The sequence below is a fragment of the Plantactinospora sp. WMMC1484 genome, assembly GCF_049315195.1.
Lineage (GTDB): Bacteria > Actinomycetota > Actinomycetes > Mycobacteriales > Micromonosporaceae > Plantactinospora.
Map to the genome: position 1 here is coordinate 3,380,790 of NZ_CP186055.1, position 26,953 is coordinate 3,407,742.

The 26,953-nt window shown below is 73.5% G+C and carries 19 protein-coding genes; 13 read left to right on the forward strand and 6 right to left on the reverse strand.

What is annotated here, in order from left to right; genetic code table 11:
* The first annotated feature begins 218 nt into the window (after positions 1–218).
* On the forward strand, positions 219–3,062 hold the full coding sequence (gene leuS, locus ACN28C_RS14885) for a leucine--tRNA ligase (protein ID WP_422774047.1): 2,844 nt from the start codon (positions 219–221) through the stop codon (positions 3,060–3,062).
* 74 nt (positions 3,063–3,136) lie between these two features.
* Here the strand turns inward: leuS and ACN28C_RS14890 are convergent, their stop codons facing one another.
* The 6 genes from ACN28C_RS14890 to ACN28C_RS14915 form a co-directional block, all read right to left on the reverse strand.
* Complete coding sequence (locus tag ACN28C_RS14890; RefSeq protein ID WP_422774048.1) at positions 3,137–5,380, reverse strand: xanthine dehydrogenase family protein molybdopterin-binding subunit; 2,244 nt, start codon at positions 5,378–5,380, stop codon at positions 3,137–3,139.
* A 13-nt stretch (positions 5,381–5,393) separates the two neighbouring features.
* A complete protein-coding gene (locus ACN28C_RS14895) occupies positions 5,394–6,410 on the reverse strand; it encodes an FAD binding domain-containing protein (protein WP_422774049.1) in 1,017 nt (338 codons plus the stop codon).
* Positions 6,397–6,903, reverse strand: coding sequence for a (2Fe-2S)-binding protein (locus tag ACN28C_RS14900; RefSeq protein WP_422774673.1), 507 nt, complete (start codon positions 6,901–6,903; stop codon positions 6,397–6,399). The genes ACN28C_RS14895 and ACN28C_RS14900 overlap by 14 nt, the downstream gene beginning before the upstream one ends.
* Before the next feature lie 176 nt (positions 6,904–7,079).
* A complete protein-coding gene (locus tag ACN28C_RS14905; RefSeq protein WP_422774050.1) occupies positions 7,080–7,766 on the reverse strand; it encodes a TVP38/TMEM64 family protein in 687 nt (228 codons plus the stop codon).
* Positions 7,763–8,497, reverse strand: coding sequence for a type 1 glutamine amidotransferase (locus tag ACN28C_RS14910; protein ID WP_422774674.1), 735 nt, complete (start codon positions 8,495–8,497; stop codon positions 7,763–7,765). The genes ACN28C_RS14905 and ACN28C_RS14910 overlap by 4 nt, the downstream gene beginning before the upstream one ends.
* Positions 8,498–8,510: 13 nt before the next feature.
* The gene (locus tag ACN28C_RS14915; RefSeq protein WP_422774675.1) at positions 8,511–9,758 is read right to left on the reverse strand and encodes a MurT ligase domain-containing protein; all 1,248 of its coding nucleotides are present in this window, start codon (positions 9,756–9,758) and stop codon (positions 8,511–8,513) included.
* A gap of 130 nt (positions 9,759–9,888) precedes the next feature.
* Between ACN28C_RS14915 and ACN28C_RS14920 the strand changes: the two genes are divergently transcribed.
* The 12 genes from ACN28C_RS14920 (at position 9,889) to murG (ending at position 26,824) form a co-directional block, all read left to right on the forward strand.
* Positions 9,889–12,867 carry a DEAD/DEAH box helicase gene (locus ACN28C_RS14920; RefSeq protein WP_422774051.1) on the forward strand — a complete coding sequence of 993 codons (2,979 nt, stop codon included), beginning with the start codon at positions 9,889–9,891 and terminating at the stop codon, positions 12,865–12,867.
* A 465-nt stretch (positions 12,868–13,332) separates the two neighbouring features.
* Entirely contained in the window at positions 13,333–13,764 is a 432-nt protein-coding gene (mraZ, locus tag ACN28C_RS14925; protein WP_421494317.1) for a division/cell wall cluster transcriptional repressor MraZ, read from the forward strand.
* A 199-nt stretch (positions 13,765–13,963) separates the two neighbouring features.
* The gene (gene rsmH / locus ACN28C_RS14930) at positions 13,964–15,100 is read left to right on the forward strand and encodes a 16S rRNA (cytosine(1402)-N(4))-methyltransferase RsmH (protein ID WP_422774052.1); all 1,137 of its coding nucleotides are present in this window, start codon (positions 13,964–13,966) and stop codon (positions 15,098–15,100) included.
* On the forward strand, positions 15,097–15,771 hold the full coding sequence (locus ACN28C_RS14935; RefSeq protein WP_422774053.1) for a hypothetical protein: 675 nt from the start codon (positions 15,097–15,099) through the stop codon (positions 15,769–15,771). Before rsmH ends, ACN28C_RS14935 begins: the two co-directional genes overlap by 4 nt.
* Before the next feature lie 4 nt (positions 15,772–15,775).
* The gene (locus tag ACN28C_RS14940) at positions 15,776–18,061 is read left to right on the forward strand and encodes a peptidoglycan D,D-transpeptidase FtsI family protein (RefSeq protein WP_422774054.1); all 2,286 of its coding nucleotides are present in this window, start codon (positions 15,776–15,778) and stop codon (positions 18,059–18,061) included.
* Positions 18,062–18,113: 52 nt separating this feature from the next.
* Entirely contained in the window at positions 18,114–19,739 is a 1,626-nt protein-coding gene (locus ACN28C_RS14945) for a UDP-N-acetylmuramoyl-L-alanyl-D-glutamate--2,6-diaminopimelate ligase (protein WP_422774055.1), read from the forward strand.
* Positions 19,736–21,142 (forward strand): UDP-N-acetylmuramoyl-tripeptide--D-alanyl-D-alanine ligase, encoded by a 1,407-nt coding sequence (locus tag ACN28C_RS14950; protein ID WP_422774056.1) that lies wholly within the window; start codon positions 19,736–19,738, stop codon positions 21,140–21,142. The genes ACN28C_RS14945 and ACN28C_RS14950 overlap by 4 nt, the downstream gene beginning before the upstream one ends.
* Positions 21,139–21,261, forward strand: a complete 123-nt coding sequence (locus ACN28C_RS14955) for a hypothetical protein (protein WP_422774057.1) — start codon at positions 21,139–21,141, stop codon at positions 21,259–21,261. The genes ACN28C_RS14950 and ACN28C_RS14955 overlap by 4 nt, the downstream gene beginning before the upstream one ends.
* Complete coding sequence (mraY, locus tag ACN28C_RS14960; protein ID WP_422774058.1) at positions 21,258–22,361, forward strand: phospho-N-acetylmuramoyl-pentapeptide-transferase; 1,104 nt, start codon at positions 21,258–21,260, stop codon at positions 22,359–22,361. The genes ACN28C_RS14955 and mraY overlap by 4 nt, the downstream gene beginning before the upstream one ends.
* 257 nt (positions 22,362–22,618) lie before the next feature.
* The gene (locus ACN28C_RS14965; RefSeq protein ID WP_422769885.1) at positions 22,619–23,824 is read left to right on the forward strand and encodes an IS110 family transposase; all 1,206 of its coding nucleotides are present in this window, start codon (positions 22,619–22,621) and stop codon (positions 23,822–23,824) included.
* 466 nt (positions 23,825–24,290) lie between these two features.
* Positions 24,291–25,718 carry an FtsW/RodA/SpoVE family cell cycle protein gene (locus ACN28C_RS14970; RefSeq protein ID WP_422774676.1) on the forward strand — a complete coding sequence of 476 codons (1,428 nt, stop codon included), beginning with the start codon at positions 24,291–24,293 and terminating at the stop codon, positions 25,716–25,718.
* Complete coding sequence (gene murG, locus ACN28C_RS14975) at positions 25,718–26,824, forward strand: undecaprenyldiphospho-muramoylpentapeptide beta-N-acetylglucosaminyltransferase (RefSeq protein WP_422774059.1); 1,107 nt, start codon at positions 25,718–25,720, stop codon at positions 26,822–26,824. Before ACN28C_RS14970 ends, murG begins: the two co-directional genes overlap by 1 nt.
* Positions 26,825–26,953: the final 129 nt, after the last annotated feature.

Below are 26,953 nucleotides of genomic sequence, written 5' to 3' on the forward strand. Positions count from 1 at the left end.
CGAGCAGGACCGGGGTACGATGAGCGCATGTCACGGGTCCACCTGCTCCTTAGCGAGCCGTGCTGACGCGACAGAGAGCGACAGCACGGCTACCCCTCCTGTGTGAGGGGCTTTTTTGTGCCCGGATAACGGACCCGGCCCACAAACCTGAACCCTGATGCTCAGCCAGCGCGGTCGACAAGGGCGAGCGACGACGGACGTAGCGAGGAGAGGACGACATGACGACCGAGGCAGCGGAGCCGGCGGCGGACATCCCGCCGTTCCGGTACACCGCCGAGCTGGCCGGCGAGATCGAGATCCGCTGGCAGGACCGGTGGGCCGAGCGGGGCACCTTCCGGGCGCCGAACCCGACCGGTCCGCTGGCCGACCCCGGCCACCCCCGGGCGGACGCCGAGAAGCTGTTCGTGCTGGACATGTTCCCGTACCCGTCGGGGGCGGGGCTGCACGTCGGGCACCCGCTGGGCTACATCGGCACCGACTGCTACGCCCGCTACCAGCGGATGGTCGGGCGCAACGTGCTGCACACCATGGGCTTCGACGCGTTCGGCCTGCCCGCCGAGCAGTACGCGGTGCAGACCGGCACCCACCCGCGGACCACCACCGAGGCGAACATCGGCTACTACCGGTCGCAGCTGCGCCGGCTGGGGCTGGGGCACGACGACCGGCGCTCGGTGGCGACGATCGACACCGACTACTACCGCTGGACGCAGTGGATCTTCCTGCAGGTCTTCAACTCCTGGTACGACACCTCCGCCAGGAAGGCCCGGCCCATCGCCGAGCTGGTCGCCGAGTTCGAGGCGGGCACCCGGCCCACCCCGGACGGCCGCCCCTGGCCCGAGCTGTCCGAGGCCGAGCGGCGCCGGATCGTCGACGACCACCGGCTGGCGTACGTCTCGGAGGCGCCGGTCAACTGGTGCCCGGGGCTGGGCACGGTGCTGGCGAACGAGGAGGTCACCCCGGACGGTCGCTCCGACCGGGGCAACTTCCCGGTCTTCAAGCGCAACCTGAAGCAGTGGATGATGCGGATCACCGCGTACGCCGACCGGCTGATCGAGGACCTGGACGCGCTGGACTGGCCCGAGCCGATCAAGCTGCAACAGCGGAACTGGATCGGCCGGTCGACCGGCGCGCACATCGAGTTCCCGACCGCCGCCGCGCCGATCCGGGTCTTCACCACCCGGCCGGACACCGTCTTCGGCGCCACCTACCTGGTGCTGGCGCCGGAGCATCCGCTGGTCGAGGCGCTGGTCGGCGACGCCTGGCCGGCGGGGACGAAGGAGGTCTGGACCGGCGGGCAGCCGACCCCCCGGGCCGCGGTGGCGGCCTACCGGACGGCGGCCTCGGCAAAGACCGACGTCGAGCGGCAGGCGGAGAACCGGGAGAAGACCGGCGTCTTCGTCGGGGCGTACGCCAGCAACCCGGTAAACGGCGCGCAGATCCCGATCTTCGTCGCCGACTACGTGCTGGCCGGCTACGGCACCGGTGCGATCATGGCGGTGCCGGGGCAGGACGAGCGGGACTGGGAGTTCGCCGAGGTCTTCGACCTGCCGATCGTCCGCACCGTGCAGCCGCCGGAGAGCTTCGACGGCAGGGCGTACACCGGGGAGGGCCCGGCGATCAACAGCGCCGCGCCCGACGGCGGCCCGGACCTGAACGGGCTGTTCGTCGCCGACGCCAAGGCCAGGATCATCGAGTGGCTGGAGGCCAACGGGCACGGCTCCGGCGCGGTCACCTACCGGCTGCGGGACTGGCTGTTCAGCCGGCAGCGCTACTGGGGCGAACCGTTCCCGATCGTCTACGACGAGCAGGGCAACCCGATCCCGCTGCCCGAGGAGATGCTGCCGGTCGAGCTGCCCGAGGTGGACGACTTCGCGCCGCGCACCTTCGACCCGGACGACGCCGACTCCGAGCCGGAGACGCCGCTGTCCCGGCGCAAGGACTGGGTCGAGGTGGAGCTGGACCTGGGCGACGGGCCGAGGCGCTACACCCGGGAGACCAACGTGATGCCGCAGTGGGCCGGCTCCTGCTGGTACGAGCTGCGCTACCTGGACCCGACGAACGCCGACCGCTTCGTCGACCCGGCCAACGAGCGCTACTGGATGGGCCCGCAGGCCCCCGGCGACTGCGGCGGCGTCGACCTGTACGTCGGCGGCCAGGAGCACGCCGTGCTGCACCTGCTGTACGCCCGCTTCTGGCACAAGGTCCTGTACGACCTGGGCCACGTCTCGTCCTACGAGCCGTACCGGCGGCTGTACAACCAGGGCATGATCCAGGCGTACGCCTTCCAGAACGACCGGGGCAGCTACGTCGAGGCCGCCGAGGTGGAGGAGGTCGACGGCCGTTACTACTTCGGCGACCAGCAGGTCACCCGGGTCTACGGCAAGATGGGCAAGTCGCTGCGGAACGTGGTGACCCCGGACGAGATGTGCGAGGCGTACGGCGCCGACACGTTCCGGGTCTACGAGATGTCGATGGGCCCGCTGGACGTCTCCCGGCCCTGGGAGACCCGGGCGGTGGTCGGGGCCTACCGGTTCCTGCAACGGGTCTGGCGGACGATCGTCGACGAGCAGACCGGCGAGCTGCGGGTGGTGGAGACCCCGGCCGACGAGGAGACCCGCCGGCTGCTGCACCGGATCGTCGACGGGGTCCGTGCCGACCTGGACGGCATCCGGCTGAACACCGCGATCGCCAAGCTGATCGAGCTGACCAACGGGCTGACCCGACTGCCGGCGACCCCGCGCGAGGTGGCCGAGCCGCTGCTGCTGATGCTGTCGCCGTTCGCCCCGCACCTGGCCGAGGAGCTGTGGGCGCGGCTGGGGCACGCCGGGTCGCTGGCGTACGAGCCCTTCCCCGAGGCCGATCCGCGCCTGCTGGTCGCCGAGACGGTGACGTACCCGGTGCAGGTCAACGGCAAGGTCCGGGGCCGGGTGGAGGTGTCTGCGGAGGCGGCCGAGCCGGCGGTCCGGGAGGCGGCGCTGGCGGCGGTCGCCGACCAGCTGGCCGGCCGGGAACCCCGCAAGGTGATCGTGATCCCGGGCCGGATGGTAAGCGTCGTCGCCTGAGGCGGGCGCAGTGTTAGGCGGGGGCCCTTCTACAACAGAAAACGATAAGAAGGGCCCCCGCCTTACACCTACACCTACAGCAGTGCCTCGACGGTGATCGGGAGGTCGCGGATCCGCCGGCCGGTGGCGTGGTGCACGGCGTTGGCGATCGCGGCGGCGGTGCCGACGATCCCGATCTCGCCGACCCCCTTCACGCCGAGCGGGTTGACCACGGAGTCGGCGACCTCGATGGTGTCGACGACGATCTCCGGGGCGTCCGCGTTCACCGGCACCAGGTAGTCGGCGAGGCTCGCGTTGGCCCACCGCCCGGTGTGCGGGTCCATCCGGCTCGCCTCCAGCAGCGCCTGGCTCAGCCCCCAGATCATCCCGCCGAGGAGCTGGCTGTGCGCGGTCCGCCGGTTGAGGATCCGGCCCGGTGCGAAGACGCCGACCAGCCGGCGTACCCGGACCAGCCCGAGGTCGGCGTCGACGGCCACCTCGGCGAACTGGGCGCCGAAGGTGTGCAGGCCGTAGCCGCCGCCGTCCGGCGGGGGCGGCTGCCAGCTGCCGAGCGCATCGACATCCGGCAGGTGGTTGCGCTGGAGCAGCTCGACGTAGCTCTCGCCGACCTCCGGGGAGTCCCGCCGGCACATCCGGCCGTCGCGGACGACGATGCCGCCCGGGTCGGCGCCGTGCAGCGGGGACCCGGCGTCGGCCACCGCCTGCGCGACGAGCTGGTCGCGCAGCGCGGTGCAGGCCAGGTGTACGGCGGAACTCGTCGAGCTGGCCCCGGCCGAGCCGACGGCGGCGGCGATGTTGGGCAGGTCGCTGGTACCGCCGACGAACCGTACCCGGTCGAACGGCAGCCCGAGGCCGTCCGCCGCGACCTGGGTCATCGCGGTGAGCGCGCCGGTGCCGAACTCGGCGATGCCGGCCTCGACGACGGCGCTGCCGTCGCCGTAGAGCCGGGCCCGGGCCCGCTGCGGGTTCATCGGCGCGGCGACCGGATAGGCGGCGCTGGCCATGCCGGTGCCGACCAGCCAGTCCCCGTCCCGCCGCTGCCCGGGTCGGGGGTCGCGCCCGGCCCAGCCGAAGAGTTCGGCGCCGCGCTGGTAGCACTCCCTGAGCCCCTTGCTCGACCATGGGTTGCCGCTGGTCGGATCGACGTCGGCGTGGTTGCGCAGCCGCAGCTCCAGCGGGTCGATGCCCGTCTCGCAGGCCAGCTCGTCCATCGCGGACTCCAGCGCGAACACCCCGGTGGCCGCGCCCGGGGCACGGGTGAAGGTCGGGCTGATGATGTTGCCCCTGGCCAGGCGGTAGCCGCCGGCGTAGTTGGGGCAGGTGTAGAGCACGGACGGGGTCTCCAGGGAGGGTTCGGCCCAGTCGTCGTAGTGCGAGGTCAGTGAGATCTTGTCGTGCCGCAGCGCGGTCAGCCTTCCGTCGGGGTCGGCACCGAGGCTGATCCGCTGCTCCTGCTCCTCCCGGTGCCCGCAGGAGTGGAACATCTGGTCCCGGCTGAGCACCAGCCGGACCGGCCGGCCGACCTGGCGGGCGGCGAGCGCGGCCAGGGTGGGGTGGGCCCAGATCAGCGCCTTGCAGCCGAAGCTGCCGCCGACGAAGTGGCTGACCACCCGGAGCCTGGTCGGGGAGAGCCCGAGGAGCTCCGAGACGGAGAGCTGGGTCGCGGTGGGGCCCTGGGTCGCGTCGTAGAGGGTCAGCCGGTCGCGGTCGTCCCAGACAGCGGTGGTGGTGGAGGGCTCGATCGGGTTGTGGTGGTTGGGCGCGTACCGGTATGTGACGTCGAGCCGGATCGCCGCGTCCCGCAGCCCGGCCTCCGGGTCGCCCCGGCTGGGGCTGCGGCCCGGCAGCATCCCGCCGAAGATCTTCTCCGGCTCGTACGACTGGTCGCGCGCCTGGTCGAGCAGGGTCACCGAGGGCGTCTCGGCGTAGTTCACCTCGACCAGGGTGGCCGCGTGCTCGGCCCGCTCGATCGTGTCGGCGACCACCACCGCGACCGGCTGGCCGGCGTAGTGCACCACGTCGTCCTGCATCGGGAAGAAGCTCTGCCCGTGGGCGACCAGCCCGAACAGTCCCGGGAAGAGTCTCGGCCGCACCGCCACCGGGGGCAGGTCGAGATGGGTCAGCACCGCGTGGACGCCGTCGGCGACGCTGGCCCGGCGGCAGTCGATGCCGATGATCCGGCCGCTCGGCACCCGGGCGCCGACCAGCACCGCGTGGGCGAGGTTCGGCAGGTTCAGCTCGCCGGAGTACCGGGCCGTGCCGGTGGTCTTCGCCATGCCGTCCACCCGCTCGACGGCGGCACCGAGTACCGGGCTCACGACGCTGCTCCGCTCATGGTGGATTACCGTCCTCGCCGACCATCCGGGCGGCACCGGTGACGCCGCGCAGCGCCCGGACGACGGTGCGCCGGGCCAGCTCGATCTTGTATTCGTTCATCCCGTGCGGCACCGCGCCGGCCAGCTCCGCGTCGGCGGCCGCCCGGAACGTCTCGACGGTGGCCGGGGCGCCGACCAGCACCGACTCGGCCCGCCGGGCCCGCCAGGGCTTGGTCGCGACGCCGCCGAGCGCCAGCCGCACGTCGGTGATCACCCCGGCGTCGAGCGAGACGGCGACCGCCGCCGAGGCGAGCGCGAACTCGTACGACTCCCGCTCCCGCACCTTGAGATAGATCGACGTACTCGCCATCGGCAGCGGCGGTACCTCGACGGCGACCACCAGCTCGCCGTGTGCGATCGCGTGCTCCCGGTCGGGACTGTCGCCGGGGAGCAGGAAGAAGTCGTCGGCGAGGAGCTGGCCGTGCCCGCGCGGACCCTGGGTGTGCACCACGGCGTCCAGCGCGACCAGGGCGACGGCGAGGTCCGACGGGTGGGTGGCGATGCAGTGCGGGCTGGTGCCGAGGACGGCGTGGCCCCGGTTGACGCCGACGAGCGCCGCGCAGCCGGTGCCCGGCTCGCGCTTGTTGCAGGCCGCTGCCACGTCCCGGAAGTAGCCGCAGCGGGTCCGCTGCAGCAGGTTGCCGCCGATCGACGCCATGTTGCGCAGCTGCGGGGAGGCGCCGGAGAGCAGGGCCTGGGCGATCATCGGAAAGCGGCGCCGGACCGGCAGGGCCTGGGCCACGTCGCTCATCCGGGCGACGGCGCCGATCCGTACCCCGCCGCCGGGAAGTTCGTCGACCTGGCGCAGCGGGAGGTCGTTGATGTCGACCAGCCGGCGGGACCGGGCCACGTAGACGCGTTGCAGGTCGACCTCGTTGGTGCCGCCGGCCAGGAAGGTGCTCTCCGGGTCGGCGGTGACGGTGCCGATCGCGGTGGCGACGTCCGCCACCCGGGAGTAGCTAAGCGGTCGCATCCGGCCCTCCCGTCCCGGCCTCGTCCAGGACCTGCCGGATCGCGGCCCGGATGTTCGGGTACGCCCCGCAGCGGCAGATGTTGCCGCTCATCCACTCCCGGATGTCGGCGTCGTCGGCGGCGTGCCCCTCGGCCAGGAACGCGACCGCCGACATGATCTGACCGGGGGTGCAGTATCCACACTGGAAGGCGTCCTGGCGCACGAACGCCTGCTGCATCGGATGTGGCGCTCCCTCCTCGGCGAGCCCCTCGATCGTGGTCACCTCGCGGGTCTCGCAGGTGATGGCGAGGGTGAGGCAGGCCAGCACCCGCCGCTTGTCGACCCAGACGGTGCAGGCGCCGCAGGCGCCCTGGTTGCAGCCCTTCTTGCTGCCGGTGAGGTCGAGCCGGTCCCGGAGCGCGTCCAGCAGGCTGACCCGGGGTTCGATCAGGAGGTTGCGCAGGGTGCCGTTGACGGAGAGCCGCACCACGACCGCGTTCGGTCCGCGTACCACGGCGGTGTCGGCGGTCTCCACCGCGCCGGCCGTCTCGGCGTACGACTTCACCCGGTCACCTCGCTGGGCATCGGCTCTGGACCTGGATTCCAGCCTAACGACGGCTGGGCATAACGTGGCAAATACCGCGGAATGACCAGGGGGCGCCCGTCCTCGTCCGCCCGTCGGAGCCGGGTCTACTCCGGCGCACCGGCCCGGCCGGCGCGCTCCGCCCGCCACCAGCGCGCCGCCAGCACGGCGGTGGCGACCAGCCCGAGAGCGCCGGGGCTGACCGCCAGCCAGTTGATCTCGGTCGGGGAGACCGCCGCCGCGCCCACGGCGGCGTACCCGAACGCCGACGGGGTGGCGGCGAGCACGCTGCCCAGAAGGAACGGTCCCAGCCGGGCGCCGGTGGTGCCGTAGCCGTAGCTGATCAGCCCGAAACCGCCGAGCGGGACCAGCCGGACACTGATCACCCCGAGCACGCTCTGCCGGGCGAACCAGCGGTCGAGCCGGGCGAGCCGGCCGCGTACCCGCTCCGCCACGAACTCCCGACCGAGCAGGCGGCCGACCGCGAAGCCGGCGCCCGCGGCGAGCAGCGCGGCGGCCAGCGTGTAGCCGGCACCGGGCAGCGGCCCGAAGATCGCACCCCAGGCGAGCGTTATCGCCGTCCGGGGCACCAGCGCCACCAGTAGCAACGCGCCGACGCCGATCGCCGCCACCGGGGCCAGCGGGCCGAGCCGGTCGGCCAGCCGGGGCAGCTCGGCCGCGTCCGGACGGGGGAGCAGCAGCAGGCCCAGCCCGAGAAGGCCGAGCAGCAGGAGCAGTGCGGTGAACCGCGCGACCGACGGCCGCCGGAGCGGGCGCCGGACGCGGTCGATCACTGCCGGGCGGCGGCCAGGGCCGCGGTGCGTTCGGCCCGGAGCCGGTCCGACCAGGTGTCGTCCAGCGGCGGCAGCTGCTGCACCCCGATCGCCCAGCACAGCAGCAGGTCCGCCAGGGCGGGGTTGCGGGCCAGCGCCGGACCGTGCGAATACGTGCCGAGCAGCTTGCCCCGCCACGCCCCCTCGGTGCTGCCGTCGTTGCCGACCCCGCTGCTGACCCGGGCCAGCGGGGAGACCCCCGGACCGAGGTGGGTCCGGCCGCCGTGGTTCTCGAAGCCGCTCAGCGGCGGCAGCCCGAGCCGGGGGTCGATGTCGCCGGCGAGTTCACCGACGGCCCGGGTCGGCCCCCGGTCGGAGTGCAGGTCGAGCAGGTCCAGGCCGGCGCACTTGGTGCCCTTGGCAAAGAACGAGCCGCCCAGCAACTGGTAGCCGGCGCAGACCGCGAAGATCACCGAGCCCTGGTCGGCCGAGCGGCGCAGCCCGCCGTCCGCGATCAGCCGCTGCGCACCCAGTGCCTGCGGGCCGTCCTCGCCCCCGCCGAGCAGGTAGATGTCGGCCGAGACGGGCAGCCGCTGGTCGGAGCGGATCTCGAGGATCTCCACCGGCATCCCGCGCTGCTGGGCGCGGCGCGCCAGGATCAGCAGGTTTCCCCGGTCGCCGTAGGTGGAGAGCAGGTCCGGGTAGATCCAGACGATGCGCAGGTTGCTCTCTCCGCCGCTCGGGCCGGGCATGCGGTAGGCGGGATCAGTTGACACGGTCCAACTCCGCTCGGATGTCCTGGAACGCCGTGTAGTTGGCGATGACCTCGAGCCGTCCCGGCGGGACGATCGTGATCGCTTCGGTAAAGGTCCGTACGTGCTGGAACGGCACGTCGTTGACGTCCAGCCGGACCGCGAGGTCGTATGCCCGGTCGCCGGTGATCAGCACCTGCCGCCCGCGCAGCGGGGAGAAGTCCACGTCGAAGAGCCAGGAGGTGTCCAGGCCGTCCGGGTCCCGGGCGTTGATCGACAGCAGCGTCGGCGCCTCGTCGGCCATGTCGAACGCCTCCAGCCAGCTCGCCGGGTTCTTCGCCAGCAGCAGCCGGATGGTGCGGCCGTCCTTGACCACCTGTGCGTACCGGCCGGCGACCGAGGCGACCCCGCCGAGCCGGGAGACCGCGTCGGTCGGGCGTACGCCGAACTCGGCGGCGACGGCCAGCGCGGTCGCCGCGTTGCCGAGGTTGACCCGGCCGGGTAGCTGCAGGACGATCTTGTGCCAGTCGCCGGCCGGGTCGACCACGCCGTCGTCCTCGACCACCCACTGCGGCTCCGGCCGGCGCAGCGGACAGCCCGTGCACCACCACTGGTCCGCCATCCGCTCGATCGGGGCGCCGCACTCGGGGCAGACCCACGAGTCGTCGTGCCAGCGCTGCCCGGCGCTGAACCAGGTCACCACCGGCGACGCCACCTGCGGGCTGCGGTCCGGCGGCGGCATCGCCGCCCAGACCACCATCGGGTCGTCGGCGTTGGCGACCACCCGCACCGAGGGGTGCCGGACCAGCGCGGCCCGCCAGAGCTGGGCCATCATCGCCACTTCCTTGGCCCGGTCGAGCTGGTCGCGGGAGAGGTTGAGCAGCGCCACCACCCGGGGCTCGGTGGACTCCAGCACCTGGGCCAGGTAGTGCTCGTCGACCTCGAGCACCGCGTACGGGGTGGTGCCGGCCTTGGCCAGCGCCGACGTGTGCCCGGTCGGCATGTTCGCCCCGAACGAGTTGGTCGCCACCCGGCCGAGTACGCCCACCGCCGCCGCGGTCAGCCGGGTGGTGGTCGTCTTGCCGTTGGTCCCGGAAATGAGCGCGATGGCCCGGCCGGACGCCAGGTGGGCCAGGAGATCTGGATCGATCTTGAGACCGATCCATCCGCCGATCACCGAGCCGTCACCCCGCCCGGCCGCCCGGGAGAGGGCCGCGGCGGTGCGCGACACGGAACTGGCCACCTTTGCCCGGAGAGGCATCTTCCCGTCCGTCACGCGAGCGAGGTTACCGGACGGCGCCGGGCTGGCGACCGTCGCACGATGTACCGGTGCGAGCCCGCGTTCCGGTCCGAGGAGCGGGTGGCAGCGGTGTTGCTACGCTCGGCGGCCGATGAGCCCATCCGTCGCCACCGTGCTGCGGGCCCTTGCCGACCTCGCACCGGCCGCCCCCGAGCGGGTCCTCGACGTCACCCGTCCCGGCCAGCCGCTGATCTGGCTGGCCGATCCACGTTCCTGCCGCCGGTCCCGTGAGGTGGAACGGCTGGCAGCGGCCGACCTGCTGCATCGGGACGAGCGGACGCTGCGCCGTGGCTGGGGACTCGTCGGCGGGGTGGTCGAGACGGATGGCGGCAACCGGAAGGTTCGGGTGCCGCTGCTCAGCGAGCCGGTCCGGCTGGAGCGGACGCTGCGCGGGTACCGCGTCGTCCCGGCGGGCGACCTGGAGGTCACGCCGCTGGTCGAGGACCGGGACCTGGCCGCCCGGCTGGAGGCGGCGCCGGGTCTCGGCGGGCCCGACTGGCTGGCGAGCACCGGTGCCGAGGCCTGGTTGCGCACCGTCGCCACGGCGACCGGCCTGCCGGTACGCGAGATCGACCGGACCCGGCGTACCGGCCGGGCGAGCTTTCCGGCCCGCACACCGGTGCTCTACGTCTCGGCGGTGCTCTTCGGGGTGCGCGACGTCGCCGGGCTGGCCCTCGGTGACCGGCTGCGCGCCTGGGCGGCCCGACCGGAGGTCGACTCCACCGCCCTGGCCGTGCTCTACGGCACCGGCACCCCGGACGGCCGGAACGGCTCCACCGATCCTGCCGGTGCGGCCGAGCCGGTCGACTCGCCGCTGCCGCTCAACGAGGCGCAGGCCGAGGTGGTACGCCGGGTCCGGCGGCAGCCGTTGACCGTGGTCTCCGGTCCGCCGGGCAACGGCAAGAGCCACGCGGTGGTGGCCGCCGCGCTGGACGTGGTCGACCGGGGCGGAAGCGTCCTGGTGGTCACCCAGTCCACACACGCCGCCGACGTGCTCGGCGAGTTGCTGGAACGCTATCCGGGGCCGCGACCGGTGCTCTTCGGCGACGCGGAGCGCCGGGCCGCGCTCGCCGCCTCCCTCGACCTCGGCGCCCAACCGCCCGGCGCCGAACCGCTCGGCACCGAACCGCTCGGCACCGAACCGGAGGTGACGGCGGCGACCCTGGACGCCGACCGGGCCGCCGTCGCAGCGGCGGCCGCCACGGTCGAGCGGGTGACGCACCAGCTCACCGAGCTGCTCGACCTCGAACTGCTGGCCGACTCCGTCCGGCACTGGGCACCGGTGGTCGGCGGGCTCCGCCTCGACGCACCGGGTGCCTTCGAGCCCGGTGCCGACCTGGCCGGAGCGGCCCGGGCCGCAGGCCGGCTCCGGGCCTCGGCCGGCGCCCGGTGGCGGCGCTGGCTGCTGCCCGGACCACCCGGCCGCCGGCTGCGACGTCGGCTCGGCGCCGCCTCCACGGTGTCGCTGGACCGGATCGAGGCGGCGATCGCGGCGGCCCGGGCGGAGGTCGCGGCGGCCCGGTTGGCGACGGTCGGCGGCGCCGATTCGGCTCCACTCTGGGCCGAGCTGGCACAGGCCCGGCAGCGGTGGTCGGCAGCGTTGGGCACCGCGATGCGGCACCGCAGCCGTGGCCCGGACCGCTGGGACTCCGCCGGTCGCCGCAGCGCCGCCGCGCTGGGCGGGGCGCTGCGGGCGGGCCGTAACCGGCGCCGTGAACTCCTCGCCGAGCTGAGCGGGGAGTCCCTGGTCCGCGCCCTGCCGCTCTGGGTCGGCACGGTCACCGACGTCGAGGACCTGCTGCCCCCGATCGCCGGGCTCTTCGACCTGGTGATCATGGACGAGGCGTCGCACACCGACCAGATCCGGGCGGCGCCCGCCCTGGCCCGGGCCCGGCGGGCGCTGGTGGTCGGCGATCCGCGGCAGCTCCGGTTCGTCTCGTTCGTCGCCGACGTCGACGTGGCGGCGACCCTGCAGCGGCACGGCCTGGACAACCGGGTGGACGTACGCCGGGTCAGTGCCTTCGACCTGGCCGCCGGCGCTGCCCCGGTCACCTGGCTCGACGAGCACTACCGGTGCGCCCCGCACCTGATCGAGTTCTCGGCGAACCGCTTCTACGGCGGCCGGATCGCCGTCGCCACCCGCCATCCCCGCAACGAGACGGCGGACGTGATCGACGTCGTGCCGGTGTCGGGCGCCGGGACCGAGACGGGAGTGAACCGGGCCGAGATCGCGTCGGCGGTCGCCGAGATACGCCGGCTGGCCGAGGCGGGTCGGACCGGAATCGGCGTGATCACCCCGTTCCGGGCCCAGGCCGACGCCCTGGAGGCGGCGCTGGTCGCGGCGTTCCCGGTGACCGAGATCGAGCGTCTCGGGCTGCGGGTCGGCACGGTCCACTCGTTTCAGGGCAGCGAGGCGGAGACCGTGGTGGTGTCGCTGGCGGTGACCGACCCGGTTCCCGCCGGACGGTTGCGCTTCCTGACCGACCCGCACCTGTTCAACGTCATGGTGACCCGGGCGCGGCGCCGGATGGTGGTGCTGACCTCGCAGCCGGAGCCGAACGGCCTGATCGGCGACTACCTGCGGCACGCCGGTTCGCCGCCGGGCCCGCGCGGCGAACCGGTGACCGTCCCGACGCCGTCCGCCGCTGGTCCGTCCGCTGCCGACCCGCCCGCTGCCGACCCGCCCGCCGTCGGCTCGTTCGCTGTCGGTCCGTCCGCCGTCGGCTCGTTCGCTGTCGGTCCGTCCGCCGTCGGTCCGGGTGAGGCGGCCGGGGCGGAGCAGGACGGCTGGCCGGCCGAGCTGGCGGCGGAGCTGACCCGGCTCGGGCTACCGGTGCGCCGCCGCTATCCGGTCGGGCGCTGGAGCGTGGATCTCTGCGTCGGCGCGGGCGCGGCGGCGATCGGGCTGAGCTGTGCCGTGCACCCGGCCGGCCCGGCGGCACATATCGCCCGGCACGGTGCACTCGTCCAGGCCGGCTGGGTGGTCGCGGACGCCTTCCCCAGCCGGTGGGGCGGCGATCCGGTACGCGCCGCTCTGGAGATCGCGGCCCGGTGGCCCGGGCTGAGCTGACCCGCTGTCCCCGGCTGAGCTGACCCGCTGTCCCCGGCTGAGCTGACCCGCTGTCCCCGGCTGAGCTGACCCGCTGTCCCCGGCCCTCCGCCACCCGCTGCCGTGGAGCCGAGGCGCCGGCCAGCACCACGAATTTTTCCTCCACTTCCCTCCCCGCCCTCATGATTCAGGCCGGTTACGCCGGTTGACTAGTCGGAAATACCTGCTTATTTCCGGGCGCTCGGCTTCCGACGTACCGCTGTCGGATAGCGGACCCGCGCGGCGGGGTCCCCGTTTCCCTCCACCGCGGGCCACCCGCTCTGACGTGCGGATTCACTCGGGAGACAGCCGGTCTTTCCGGGCGATTCCGGTTGCGGGTGGAGGGAAGTGGAGTAGAGTGGGGCGCGATGGGGGGCCAGGAGGGCCCGCCGGCCCGGGGGGCAGCGGCGCCGCGAACGTCGCTGGAAGGGCGAGGGGGTTGGGCCGGTGTTTCTCGGCACGCACACCCCGCGCCTGGACGAGAAGGGCCGGCTGATCCTTCCGGCCAAGTTCCGGGATGAGCTGGCGGGAGGTGTCGTGATCACCAAAGGGCAGGAGCGCTGCCTCTACGTCTTCCCGATGCCCGAGTTCCAGCGCATCGCCGGGCAGTTGCGCGAGCAGCCGATGACGCACAAGGCGGCCCGGGCCTACGGCCGGGTCTTCTTCGCCAGTGCCCACGACGAGATCCCGGACAAGCAGGGTCGGGTGACCATCCCGATCCACCTGCGGGAATACGCGGCGTTGGACCGGGAGCTGGTGGTGATCGGCGCGAGCACCCGGGTGGAGATCTGGGACAAGCGGTCCTGGGAGACCTACCTCGCGGAGAGCGAAGAGGACTTCGCCGACATCGAGGAGGGGGTGCTGCCGGGCGGACTGTAGGGCGGCGCGTGCCGACGCCCGACGTACTGCGAGATCTCCACCCGCTCCAGGTTCCTGGCGCCTCTTCCCCGGTGCCAGGCGCGATCCTCCGACGGTCCGAAGGTCGGCCCGGGGGAGTAGAGCGGATGGGGATCTGGCGGTATGACGAGCGAGAAACACCGGGCACGTCCGGACGGGACAGCGGTCACTGGGGGTCGACATGGGGGAGCTACGCGGTACGCACGTGCCGGTGCTGCTTGAGCGATGTCTCGAGCTGCTCGCCCCCGCCCTGGACCGGGCTGACCGGCCGACCGTGTACGTGGACGCCACCCTCGGGCTGGCCGGGCACGCCGAGGCGGTGCTCGCCGCGCATCCGCGTACCGTCCTGGTCGGACTCGACCGGGACACCGAGGCGCTGGCCCACGCACGAGCCCGGCTCGACCGGTACGCCGACCGGACGCAGTTGGTGCACGCGGTCTACGACGAGCTGCCCGAGGTGCTGGCGCGGCTCGGGCACGATCGGGTCGACGGTGTCCTCTTCGACCTGGGCGTCTCCTCGCTCCAACTCGACGCGCCCGACCGCGGGTTCGCCTACGCCCAGGACGCACCGCTGGACATGCGGATGGACCAGTCCGCCGGCACGACCGCCGAGGAGGTGGTCAACACCTACCCGCACGGCGAGCTGGCCCGGGTGTTCCGGGTCTACGGGGAGGAGCGGTTCGCCGGGCGGATCGCCTCGGCGATCGTCCGGGAACGGGAACGGTCCCGACTCACCTCGTCGGCCCGGCTCGCCGAACTGGTCAGGGAGGCCATTCCGGCACCTGCCCGGCGTACCGGAGGACATCCGGCCAAGAGGACGTTTCAGGCTTTACGGATCGAGGTAAACCGAGAGCTGGCCGCGCTGGAAACGGCGCTGCCGGCCGCCCTGGACGCGCTGTCCGAGGGCGGTCGCGTGGTGGTGTTGTCCTACCACTCGCTGGAGGACCGGATCACCAAGCAGGTGTTCGCCGGCCGCTCCCGCAGCACCGGGCCGGTCGACCTGCCGGTCGAACTGCCCGGGACCGGACCGACGCTGCGGCTGCTCAGCAGGGGAGCTGAGCTACCGGGCGAGGCGGAGGTCCAGGCCAACCCGAGGGCCGCCTCGGTGCGGCTGCGGGCGGCGGAGCGGATCGGACCCAACGGCGGTGCGAGCACGACGACGGAGCGGCGGGCCGTCCGCGAGCGGCCCGGCCGCGCCGTCGGGGTAACGGATCCGGCCGGTGCGGGGGCATCGGGTGGATCCGGTGGAGTGCCACGGGATACGCCGCAGCCGGCAACCGACGGCGGCGGCACGACGGTACAGGGGGAGGGAAGATGAACGTCAACAAGCGCGAGCGCCGGGAACAGCCCGACGCGGCGCGCGGCGCGCAGCAGCGCGCACCGCGGTCGGGGGGCCGGACCACGGTGCAGCGGGCGCAGCGGGTGGGTGGCGACCGGTCGAACCCGGCGCCGGAGTCCCGCGTCCGGGGGGCGCGACGCTATCCGACGCAGGGCAGCGCCGCCCTGCGCGAGCCCGACTGGGCGGAGCCGGCGGAGTCCGCCCGGGGCCTGCGGGTCTGGGACAGCTCCGACGAGCGGCCGGAGGGTGCGCCGGCGCCGGCGGCGCCGGCTCGGCGCGCGCGGCTCCGGGCGGCGCCACCGCTGCCGGTGGCCCGGCCGAGGGTCTCCTTCGCGGCGCTGATCCTGGCGCTGGTGGTCGGCGGGATGCTCGGCATCCTGGTGGTCAACAGCAAGGTTAACGAGAACGCGTTCCGGCTGGAGCGGCTGCAGCAGCAGCAGTCCACGTTGAACGTCCAGCAGCAGGAGCTGGAGCAGAAGATCGCCGAGGCGGAGGTGCCGGGCAACCTGGCGGCCCGGGCCCGCAAGCTGGGTCTGGTCGACTCGGGGTCGCCGGCCTTCATCCGGCTGCCGGACGGCCGGGTGATCGGAGTGCCACAGCCGGCCGGCGGTGAACCGGCGATCACCAGCCAGCAGGGCACCGGGGGATGATCCGGTGACCTCGCGGTCCGACGAGCCGCGCCGGGACGCTTCGGTGTCCCGGCGCGGCTCGTCGCGTGCCGGCCGGGACTCCGGCGACCGAGGCTCCGGCCAGACCGGCCGTTCCGGGACCGCCGGCCGGTCCGGCAGTGGCCACAGCGGCCGGAGCGGTTCCGGCCAGCCGCCCCGCTCCGGGTCCGGCCTCGGCAGCATCTCCGACGCCCGGGCGTACACTCCGCGCGGCCGCACCGTGCGGGACGATCCCGACCTCCGGCGTACGGCCGGCGGGGCCGCCGACGCGGCAGCCCGGAGCCGGCGTACCCCCAGGACCGGCCGGTCGGCGGACCCGTTCCGGCCGGCGTTGCAGGTACTCGACGGCGGCCGCTCCGGAGGGGCCCGGACCGCCCGGCGCGCCGTCCCGACCGGGGCCGGCCGCACCATCACGCCGCGCCCGCTCCGGGACGGCGGCGACGTCGCGAAGCCGGTGCGCCGGCCCGCCGACGGCGCCCCGGCCCGGAGCGGCGGATCACCTGTCCGGCGGCCGGCCCGGCGACCGCGCCGCCCGCCCCGGCTCGCCGACGCGCACCGGCGGCTGCGGCTCGGCACGCTGATCGCGCTCGCCATGTTCACCACCATCGGGATCCGGCTGGTCGCGGTCCAGGTGGTGGACGCACCGGAGTACGCGGGCGGCGGCGTCGCCGACCGGCTGCGCACCGTCGTCCTGCCGGCACCCCGGGGCGCCATCTACGACCGCTCGGGCGCGGCGCTGGCGCAGAGCGTCGAGGCCCGCTACGTCTACGCCGACCCGGAGAAGGTCGAGGATCCGGCCACGACCGCCGCGGCGCTCTCGCCGCTGCTCGGCATCCCGGCCTCCACGCTGACCGACGAGATGCGGAAGCGGAAGCGGCCGGACGGGCGCCCGTCGCAGTTCGAATACCTGGCCCGCGGCGTCGAGATCAACACCGCCGAGAAGATTATGGATCTCAACCTGGCCGGCATCGGCACCGGGCGGGACGAGCGGCGCGAGGTGCCCGGCGGCGACCTCGCCGCCAACCTGATCGGCTTCACCAGCCAGGACCTGGTCGGCCTGGAGGGGATCGAGGCCCGCTACGACGAGTTGCTGCGCGGGGTCAACGGGGAGCGGGAGTACGAGGTGGGCAACGGCGCCCTGGCCGCGGAGATCCCCGGCGGGCACAGCCGGGTCGTCGAGGCCCGCCCCGGCAGCTCGCTGCAGCTCACCATCGACCGGGACCTGCAATACATGGTGCAGCGGATCCTCGCCAAGCGGATGGAGCAGGTCAACGGCACCATCGGGGCGGCCGTGGTGCTCGACGTGCGTTCCGGCGAGGTGCTCGCCCAGGCCAGCTACCCGACCTACGACGCGGCCGACTGGGGCAGATACGACCCGAGCGACCGTAACGACACCGCCACCAGTTTCGTGGTCGACCCGGGGTCGATACACAAGGCCATCGTCTTCGGCGCCGGTTTGGAGGAGGGGGTGATCACCCCGGAGACCGCCTGGCCGACCCCGTACAGCATCCGCAAGGGTGACCAGATCTTCCGGGACACCCACAACGCGCAGGGCCGGAAGTTGAGTGTGGCCGGGATGCTCGGCTTCTCCTCCAACGTCGGCACGATCCGGATCGCCGACCGGCTCGGCACGGAGAAGCTCCACGAATACCAGCTCCGGTTCGGGCTGGGCCGGCCGACCGGGGAGGGGGTGCCGGGCGAGGCGTCCGGCCGGGTGCTGAAGCCCGGCGAATACAGCGGCTCGTCGTACGGGTCGGTGCCGATCGGGCACAGCGTCGACGTCACGCCGCTGCAGATGGCCGCCGTCTACGCGGCGATCGCCAACGACGGCACCTGGGTGCAGCCACACCTCGTACGCGAGATCATCGGCCCGGACGGGAAGCGGAAGCCCGTGCCGGCACCGCAGACCCGGCAGGTGCTCCGCCCGGAGACCGCCGCGGCACTGCGTACCCTGCTGGAGGCGCCGGTCACGATCGAGGGCGGCACCGCCAGCCAGGCGGCGATCAAGGGTTACCGGATCGCCGGCAAGACCGGCACCGGGTCACGGGTGGTGGACGGCCGCTACGCGCCCGGCGAGGTCGCCTCGTTCATCGGGATGGACCAGGCAGACGACCCGCGCTACGTGGTCGCGGTCTTCGCGTACACCCCGTCGGGCGGGGGCGGGGACGTCTCCGCGCCGGCCTTCAAGGAGATGATGGAGTACGTGCTCCGTCACTATCGGGTGCCGGCGACCGGCGCCGCGCCGCCGAAGTTCGTGGTCTATCCGCGGTGAGCAGCCGAAACGGGACATCATCGGGAGGTGCGGGCAAACCACCGGGGCGGCTGTGCGGGGTGGACCCCGCGACGGGGTAGGGTCTGACGCCGTGCCCGGCAATCCCCGTCCCCGCGCCGTGACGCCGGTCCGGCTCGCCGATCTCGCCGCGCGAGTCGCCGCCGTGACGCCCCCGGACGCCGCCGCCCCCACGGTCGCTCCCGCCGCCCCGGCGCTGCCCGCCGAGGACGTGCCGGTCACCGGGGTGACCCACGCCAGCGGCGACGTCCGCCCCGGCGACCTGTACGCGGCGCTTCCCGGCGCCCGGCGGCACGGTGCCGAGTTTGTCGCGGCGGCGGCACGGGCCGGCGCGGTCGCGGTGCTGACCGACCCGGCCGGCGCTGCGGCGGCGGCCGAGGCGGGGTTGCCCGCCCTGGTGGTGCCGGAGCCGCGCGCGGTGCTCGGCGAGGTGGCCGGGGCCGTCTACGGCGACCCGACCGCCGGGCTGACGGTCATCGGCATCACCGGCACCGCAGGCAAGACCAGCACCACCTACCTGATCGAGTCGGGGCTGCGCGCCGCCGGCCACCGCACCGGGCTGATCGGCACCGTCGAGTGCCGGCTCGGGGACCTGGTGGTGGAGAGCGTCCGGACCACCCCGGAAGCCACCGACCTGCACGCCATGCTCGCCGCGGCCCGGGAGCGCGGCGTCACCGCGGTGGCGATGGAGGTCTCCAGCCACGCCCTGGCGATGGGACGGGTCGGCGGGGTCCGGTTCACCGTCGGCGGCTACACCAATTTCGGCCACGACCACCTGGACTTCCACGCCGACGTCGCCGACTACTTCGCCGCCAAGGCGCGGCTCTTCGACGGCCGCTGCGACGTCGAGGTGCTCAACCACGACGACCCGGCGCTGGCGCCGCTGCGCAAGCCGGGCACCGTCAGCTACTCGGCGGCGGGCGACCCGGCCGCCACCTGGTGGGCCGGCGACGTCCGCGACTCCGGTTACACCCAGACCTTCACCGCGCACGGCCCGGACGGGGTGGCCGGGCGGGCGGGCGTCGCGCTGCCCGGCCGGCACAACGTCGCAAACGCGCTGCTGGCGATCGCCGCCCTGGTCGGTGCCGGGGTCGACCCGGCGGTCGCCGCCCGGGGCGTGGCTGCCTGTCCCGGAGTGCCCGGACGACTCGAACTGGTCGAGGCGCCCGGCCCGGTGCGCGGGGTGGTCGACTTCGCACACACCCCGGACGCGATCGTCGCCGCGCTGACCGCGCTGCGCGACCTGACCACCGCCGGCAACCGGCTGATCTGCGTCCTCGGCGCCGGCGGTGACCGCGACCACGGCAAGCGGTCGTTGATGGGCGCCGCCGCGTCGGCCGGGGCCGACCTGGTGGTGGTCACCGACGACAACCCGCGCAGCGAGGACCCGGCGCTGATCCGGGCCGAGGTGCGGCGCGGGGCGGAGCAGGCCGGCGGGGAGCAGGCCGGCGGGGTGGCCCGGGTGGTGGAGGTGGCCGGGCGCCGGGCCGCGATCGACGAGGCGGTCCGGCTCGCCGAGCCCGGTGACGTGGTCGCGGTGCTCGGCAAGGGGCACGAGCGCGGCCAGGAGATCGCCGGCCGGACACATCCGTTCGACGACCGGGTCGAGCTGGCCGCCGCGCTCGCCGCCCGGTTCGGCAACCTGGTGGGGCGCCGATGATCCCGCTCACCCTGGCCGAGGTGGCCACCGCGGTCGACGGCCGGCTGGCCGGTGCCGCGCCGACGGCCCGGGTCACCGGTGCGGTCGAGTTCGACTCCCGCAAGGTACGCCCCGGCGGGCTCTTCGTGGCGTTTCCCGGGGAGAAGGTGGACGGCCACGACTTCGCGGCGGCGGCGGTGACCGAGGCCGGCGCGGTCGCGGTGCTCGGCTCCCGGGCCGTCGATGGGGTGCCGATGGTGCTGGTCGACGACGCCCGCGCGGCGATGGGCCGGCTGGCCCGGGCGGTGCTGGACCGGCTCCCCGGGCTGACCGTGATCGGGCTGACCGGATCCTCCGGCAAGACCACCACCAAGGACCTGGTCGCACAGCTCACCACCAGGCTCGGCCGCACCGTGGCCCCGCCGGGGTCGTTCAACAACGAGCTGGGGCACCCGTACACCGCGTTGCAGGCCGACGCCGACACCCGGTTCCTGGTGCTGGAGAAGGGCGCCCGGGGGATCGGGCACATCCGCTACCTCTGCGAGATCGCGCCGCCCCGGATCGCGGTGGTGCTCAACGTGGGCGTCTCGCACATCGGCGAGTTCGGCTCGCAGGAGGCGATCGCGCAGGCAAAGGGCGAACTGGTCGAAGGGCTGCCGGCCGACGGGCTCGCGGTGCTCAACGCCGACGACGACCGGGTACGCGCCATGGCGGCCCGCACCGCCGCCCGGACGGTGCTGGTGGGCGAGGCCGCCGACGCCGAGATCCGGGCCGAGGAGGTCGACCTGGACGACCGGGGACGGCCGTCGTACACCCTGGTCACCCCGGAGGGGCGGGCGGCGGTCCGGCTCGGGATCAGCGGGCGACACCAGGTCGGCAACTCGCTCGCCGCCGCCGCGGTGGCCCGGGAACTCGGCATGCCGCTGACCGAACTGGCTGAGGCGCTCGGTGCGCTGGGCCTGCCCTCGACCCGCCGGATGGACGTCTTCGACCGCACCGACGGGGTGACGGTGATCGACGACTCGTACAACGCCAATCCGGCCTCGACCTCGGCGGCGCTGCGGGCACTGGCCGGGATGGGCGCGCGGCGGCGCACCTTCGCGGTGCTCGGCTACATGGCCGAGCTGGGCGATTTCGAACGGGACGGGCACGAGCAGGTCGGCCGGCTCGCGGCCGAGTTGGGCATCGACCGGCTGATCGTGGTCGGTGAGCCGGCCGCGCCGATCCACGACGGCGCGGTGGCGATGGCACATTGGGGAGGAGAGTCGGTGCTGGTTACCGATCAGGCGGCGGCGGTCGAGACGCTGCGCCGCGAGCTGCGGCCGGACGACGTCGTGCTGGTGAAGGGCTCGCGCTACCGCACCTGGGAGGTGGCCGACGCGCTGCGCGCCGAGGCCGTCGGGCCCGGGGACGGGTCCCGATGAGCGGGCCGGTCGCGGCGGCCGACGACGCCCCGGGTCCGGTCGCGGTCCGCGATGGCGCGGTGTCGGTCGCGGCGCACAAGGTCGTGGTGTCGGTCGCGGTGGAAGGCGTTCCGGCGTGAGGGCGGTCATCGTCGCCATCTTCGTGGCGTTCCTGATCTCACTTTTCGTCACACCGGTCGCGATCAAGGTCTTCACCCGGCTCAAGGCCGGGCAGCCGATCCGCGCCGAGGGTCCGGTGATGCACCAGGGCAAGAAGGGCACGCCGACGATGGGCGGCGTGGTCTTCATCGTGGCCACGGTGCTCGCGTACGTCGCGGGGCACCTCGCGCTGACCACCCTGCCCGAGGCGCAGATCGCGCAGGTCACCCCGACCATCACCGCGCTGGTGCTGCTGGGCCTGATGGTCTTCTCCGGTGCCGTCGGCTTCCTCGACGACTTCCTCAAGGTCCGCAAGCGCAACAGCGCCGGGCTGAACAAGCGGGGCAAGTTGCTCGGGCAGATACTCGTCGGCGCCGTCTTCGGGGTGATCGCCCTCTACTTCCCCAGCACCGCGGACGTGACGGTCGGCAGCACCGCGCTCTCCTTCATCCGGGACATCAACGCGCTGGAGGTTGGCAAGGTCGCCTCGGTCGTCATCTTCATTTTCGTGGTGATGGCGACGACCAACGGGGTGAACCTGACCGACGGGCTGGACGGGCTGGCCACCGGCGCCTCGGTGATGGTGCTCGCCGCGTACGCCCTGATCGCGTTCTGGCAGTACCGGCACTGGTGCGCGGACACCGACTACGCCCGGGGCGGTGCGTACTGCTACGAGGTGCGGGACCCGCTGGAGATCGCCCTGATCGCCGGGGCGGCGGCCGGGGCCTGTGTCGGCTTTCTCTGGTGGAACACGTCACCGGCACGGATCTTCATGGGTGACACCGGGGCGCTCGGGCTCGGCGGACTGATCGCCGGGATGGCGATGGCCACCCGGACCCTCCTGCTGCTGCTGATCCTCGGCGGGCTCTTCGTGATCATCACGATGTCGGTGGTCATCCAGATCATCTCGTTCCGGACCACCGGCAAGCGGGTGTTCCGGATGTCGCCCCTGCAACACCACTTCGAGTTGGCCGGATGGAGTGAGGTCAACATCGTCGTTCGTTTCTGGATCATCGCCGGGATCGGAGTGGCGATCGCCCTCGGCCTCTTCTACAGCGAGTTCCTCGCCGCCGTGACCTGACCCCCCGCCCCCCGCCCGTTACCTTTTTGATCGTCCCCATCCGGGGACTGCTCGGTCGCTCGGTCCGGTATGACTTTCTGCCCCTGTCGTACGCATGATCCGGGGGGTGTTGTCGCCGGGCCGGGTGGCGTCGGCGGACCGCTGATAGGGACCCGGCCACCCCGTCCGTGGGGTAGGTCTCTCCGTAACGTGGATGCCGGCAGTCCGGCGCTGTGACCAGCGGCCGAGCCAGGACATCGCGGTGAGGAGGGCAGGCTGTGCACGACGGGTTCGGCGTCTTCATCGGACTCGATGTGGGCAAGGAAGGACACCACGCGGTCGCGTTGAACCGTGAGGGCAAGCGGCTGCACGACGCGACCCTGCCCAACACCGAGACCGGGCTGCGGAAACTGTTCGACAAACTCGCCCGCCACGGCCGGATCCTGGCCGTGGTCGACCAGCCCGCCTCGATCGGTGCGCTGCCTGTCGCGGTCGCCCGCGCCGGCGGCCACCAAGTGGCCTACCTGCCCGGTCTGGTCATGCGCCGGCTGGCCGACCTGCACCCCGGCACCGCGAAGACCGACGCCCGCGACGCCTACGTCATCGCCGACGCCGCCCGCACCCTGCCCCACACCCTGCGTCGGGTCGACACCGGCGACGAGACCCTGGCCGAACTGGAGGTGATGGTCGGCTACGACGACGACCTCGCCAGCGAGGTCACCCGCGTGGCCAACCGCATCCGGGGCCTGCTCACCCAGATCCACCCACCCCTGGAACGCGTCCTGGGACCGAAGCTGCAGCACCCCGCAGTACTCGAGGCGCTCTCGCGGTGCGGCGGACCCACCGGTCTGCGCAAGGCCGGCCGGGCGAAACTCACCGAGATCGTCAAGGCCCGCGCGCCGCGCATGGGCACCCGCCTGGTCGAGCAGATCTTCGCCGCACTCGACGCGCAGACCGTCGTGGTCCCGGGCACCACCGCCGCCGAGACCGTCCTTCCCCGACTCGCCGACAACCTGCGTGACCTGCTGCGACAACGCGACCAGGTCGCCGAACAGGTCGAAGGGATGCTCGATACGCACCCTCTTGCCCCGGTCCTGACGTCGATGCCCGGCATCGGCGTCAGGACCGCAGCCCGAATCCTGCTCGAAGTCGGCGACGGCAGCTCGTTCCCCACCCCCGGCCATCTGGCCGCGTACGCCGGCCTGGCCCCGGTCACCCGCCGCTCCGGCACCAGCATCCGCGGTGAACACCCACCCAAGGGTGGCAACAAGCAGCTGAAACGCGCGTTCTTCCTGTCCGCGTTCGCCGCTCTCGCCGACCCGCTCAGCCGCGCCTACTACGACCGCAAACGCGCTGAGGGCAAGAAACACAACGCCGCCCTCATCTGCCTCGCCCGCCGCCGCGTCGACGTCCTCCACGCCATGCTCCGCACCCAGCGGCCATACCAGCCCAAAACGGCGGACGAACCCCGCCTCGCTGCTTGACACAACCCATAGGGACACCCCCCGCCCCCCGCCCCCACGTCCCACCACCCCAATCCCCGCACCACCCATCTCTTTCCAAGATCGCAGATCTTGGAAAGAGATGGTCGCTATCACGACCTTCCGCTTCCAAGGTCTGCGATCTTGGCGTAGATCAGGGGCGCCGGGCGGGTGGGACACGCCGTAGGTGGGTTCGGGGCGACACGCCGGTCGGTCGCCTGCGGCGGGGCGACCGGATCGGCGTCGATGATGGGCGGATGGGGGAGGACGGAGGCGCGGCGCGGTGACCGACGAGCAGCCAAACCGGGACGGCGGCACCGGCGCCGGGAGAGGTGCCAGGCGCTCCGCCGACCCGCCCGCGCGCCGCAGCGGCGGTGCGCGGCCGAGCGCCCGCGCCGACACCGCTGGCGGCGCCGGCCCGGTCGGGGGAGCCAACCCGCAGCCGGGCGAAGCCACGCCACCGGCCGGGATCGACGTGGCCGGTGGGCTCGCCGTGCTGCGCGGGCTGCTGGCCCGGCCGCTCGCCTCCTACTATCTGCTCATCTCCAGCTCGGGGCTGCTGCTGCTGATCGGGCTGACGATGGTCTTCTCGGCGACCAGCGTCCGGGCGTACGCCGCCGACGGCAACGCCTTCGCCGCCCTCGCCAAGCAGGCGCTCTTCGCGCTGATCGGGCTGGTCGCGTTCTGGATCTGCCAGCGGCTGCCGGCCAGGACCTTCCGGGCGGTCGGGCTGCCGACCCTCGGCGTCGCCGTGGTGCTGCTCGTGGTGCTCGACACCCTGCACCTCTGGGACAAGCTCAACGGCGCCGCGGACGCCACGCTCGGCCCGCTGGAGGCCCGGCTACTCTGGCTCTACATCGGCCCGATCCAGGTGCAGCCCTCCGAGCTGGCAAAGTTCGGCCTGGTGCTGTGGGGCGCCGACATGATCGCCCGCAAGGGCGCCGCGCTGGGCTGGTGGCGGGAGCTGGCCACGCCGCTCTTCCCGGTGGTGGGCCTGCTCTTCCTGCTGGTCGGCTACAACGACCTGGGCACCATGCTCTGCCTGCTCGCGGTCGTGGTCGGGCTGCTCTGGACGGCCGGCATCCGCAAGCGGGTCTTCGCCACTCTCACCGTCTTCGGCCTGGTCGGCGTCGGGCTGCTGGTCGCCGCCGCCTCGATCGGCGCCGGCTCGGGCGACGGGGACGCCGAGAACTACCGGCTGGCCCGGCTCACCATGTTCTTCGACCCGCCGCCGCCCGACGAGTGCGGACTCACCGACTGCTATCAGTACCTCCAGGCCCGGTACGCGATCGACAACGGCGGCTGGTTCGGGGTCGGGCTGGGCAAGAGCAGCCTCAAGTGGAACTGGCTGCCCGAGGCGCACAACGACTTCATCTTCGCCATCCTCGCCGAGGACCTGGGCGTGGTGGGCTGCGCGGTGGTGCTGACCCTTTTCGCCGTGCTGGCGTACACCGGGTTGCGGATCGCCCGCCGGGTCGCCGACCCGTTCCGCCGGCTCGCCGCCGCCTCCGCCACCGCATGGCTGGTCAGCCAGGCGACGATCAACATCGGTGGGGTGGTCGGGCTGCTGCCGATCACCGGCCTGCCGCTGCCGTTCATCTCCGACGGCGGCAGTGCCCTGGTGGTGACCCTGGCCGCGGTCGGCATGCTCGCCTCGTTCGCCCGTGCCGAACCAGACGCGGCGCGGGCCCTGCATGCCCGTCCGGCGCCCCGGTGGGTACGGCTACTCTGGGCCCCGTTGCCGCCGCTTCCCTCGGCGCGTCGCCGTGGGAAGCTTCCTCCGGGCGCCCGGGAGCCCGCCTCCGGATCGGGACGGCGACGGGAGACCGAGACCGGGCCGGCGGGTGCCCGGGCGAGACGAGGGCGCGCCGGTACGGCGAGCGAGAGGAGACGCTGATGGGTCCGCTGCGGTCGGTGGTGCTAGCGGGAGGAGGCACGGGTGGGCACATCTACCCGTTGCTGGCCTTCGCCGACTGCCTGCGCCGGCACGACCCGGGAGTGCGGATCACCTGCGTCGGCACCCCGAGAGGGCTGGAAAACGAGCTGATTCCGCCGCACGGCTACGATCTGCGGCAGATCCCGGCCTATCAGCTCCCGCGGTCGGTCAACATGAACCTGATGCGTACGCCGGACCGGATGTGGAAAGCCGCCCGGGCCGCCGGAAAGGTGATCGACGAGGTGGACGCCAACGTCGTCATCGGGTTCGGCGGCTACGTCTCGGTGCCGGCCTACCTCGCGGCGTGGCGCCGGGAGCTGCCGATCGTGATCCACGAGGTCAACGTGCCGCCGGGGGTGGCGAACCGGCTCGGCATGAAGTTCACCAAGCACGTGGCGGTCGGCTTCCCACACCAGCCGGACCAGGCCGAGGCGCTGCGCGGTGCCCGGGTGGTCGGGGTGCCGCTGCGGCGCGGCATCGCCACCCTCGACCGGGCCGCGCACCGGGCCGCCGCCCGGGCGCAGTTCGGCCTGCACCCGGAGCTGCCGACCCTCTTCGTGGCCGGCGGCTCGCAGGGCGCCCGCTCGATCAACCTGGCGGTCGCCGGTGCCGCCAAGTCGCTCGCCGCCGCCGGGGTGCAGGTGCTGCACGTGATCGGCGCCCGCAACGAGCCGGTCGCCGTCCCGCCCGACCTTCCGGTGCCGTACGTGACCCTGCCCTACCTCTCCCAGATGGAGCTGGGTTACGCCGCAGCCGATCTGATGCTGGGCCGGGGCGGCGCGATGACCTGTGCGGAGGTCGCGGCGATCGGGCTGCCCACGGTCTACGTGCCGTACCCGCACAGCAACCAGGAGCAGAAGCGCAACGCCCTGCCGGTGGTCGAGGCCGGCGGCGGCCTGCTGGTCGACGACGCCGAGATGACCGCCGCCTGGGTGGAGCGGAACGTCATCCCGCTGATCCGCGACCCGCACCGGCTGGCCGCGATGGGTGCCGCCGCGGCGGCGTACGGCCGGCGCGACGGCGACGAGGCGCTGCTCGACTTCGTCTACGAGGCGGTGGCCCGATGAGGCCGACCGGTGGTGGCGCGACGAGGCAGACCGGTGGCCCGATGAGGTCGACGGCCGGTACGGTGCCGCCGGCCGGTGGCCCGACCGCCCCGACCGGAGGATCGTCGCCGGCCGTCGACGGCAACCCGC

Bases quoted from the DNA above. Each gene is read 5' to 3' on its own strand.
- ACN28C_RS14915 (WP_422774675.1), bottom strand. From the start codon at position 9,758: ATGCCTCTCCGGGCAAAGGTGGCCAGTTCCGTGTCGCGCACCGCCGCG.
- ACN28C_RS14895 (WP_422774049.1), bottom strand. From the start codon at position 6,410: ATGCGACCGCTTAGCTACTCCCGGGTGGCGGACGTCGCCACCGCGATC.
- ACN28C_RS14920 (WP_422774051.1), top strand. From the start codon at position 9,889: ATGAGCCCATCCGTCGCCACCGTGCTGCGGGCCCTTGCCGACCTCGCA.
- ACN28C_RS14950 (WP_422774056.1), top strand. From the start codon at position 19,736: ATGATCCCGCTCACCCTGGCCGAGGTGGCCACCGCGGTCGACGGCCGG.
- ACN28C_RS14910 (WP_422774674.1), bottom strand. From the start codon at position 8,497: ATGCCCGGCCCGAGCGGCGGAGAGAGCAACCTGCGCATCGTCTGGATC.
- murG (WP_422774059.1), top strand. From the start codon at position 25,718: ATGGGTCCGCTGCGGTCGGTGGTGCTAGCGGGAGGAGGCACGGGTGGG.
- ACN28C_RS14955 (WP_422774057.1), top strand. From the start codon at position 21,139: ATGAGCGGGCCGGTCGCGGCGGCCGACGACGCCCCGGGTCCGGTCGCG.
- leuS (WP_422774047.1), top strand. From the start codon at position 219: ATGACGACCGAGGCAGCGGAGCCGGCGGCGGACATCCCGCCGTTCCGG.
- ACN28C_RS14935 (WP_422774053.1), top strand. From the start codon at position 15,097: ATGAACGTCAACAAGCGCGAGCGCCGGGAACAGCCCGACGCGGCGCGC.
- rsmH (WP_422774052.1), top strand. From the start codon at position 13,964: ATGGGGGAGCTACGCGGTACGCACGTGCCGGTGCTGCTTGAGCGATGT.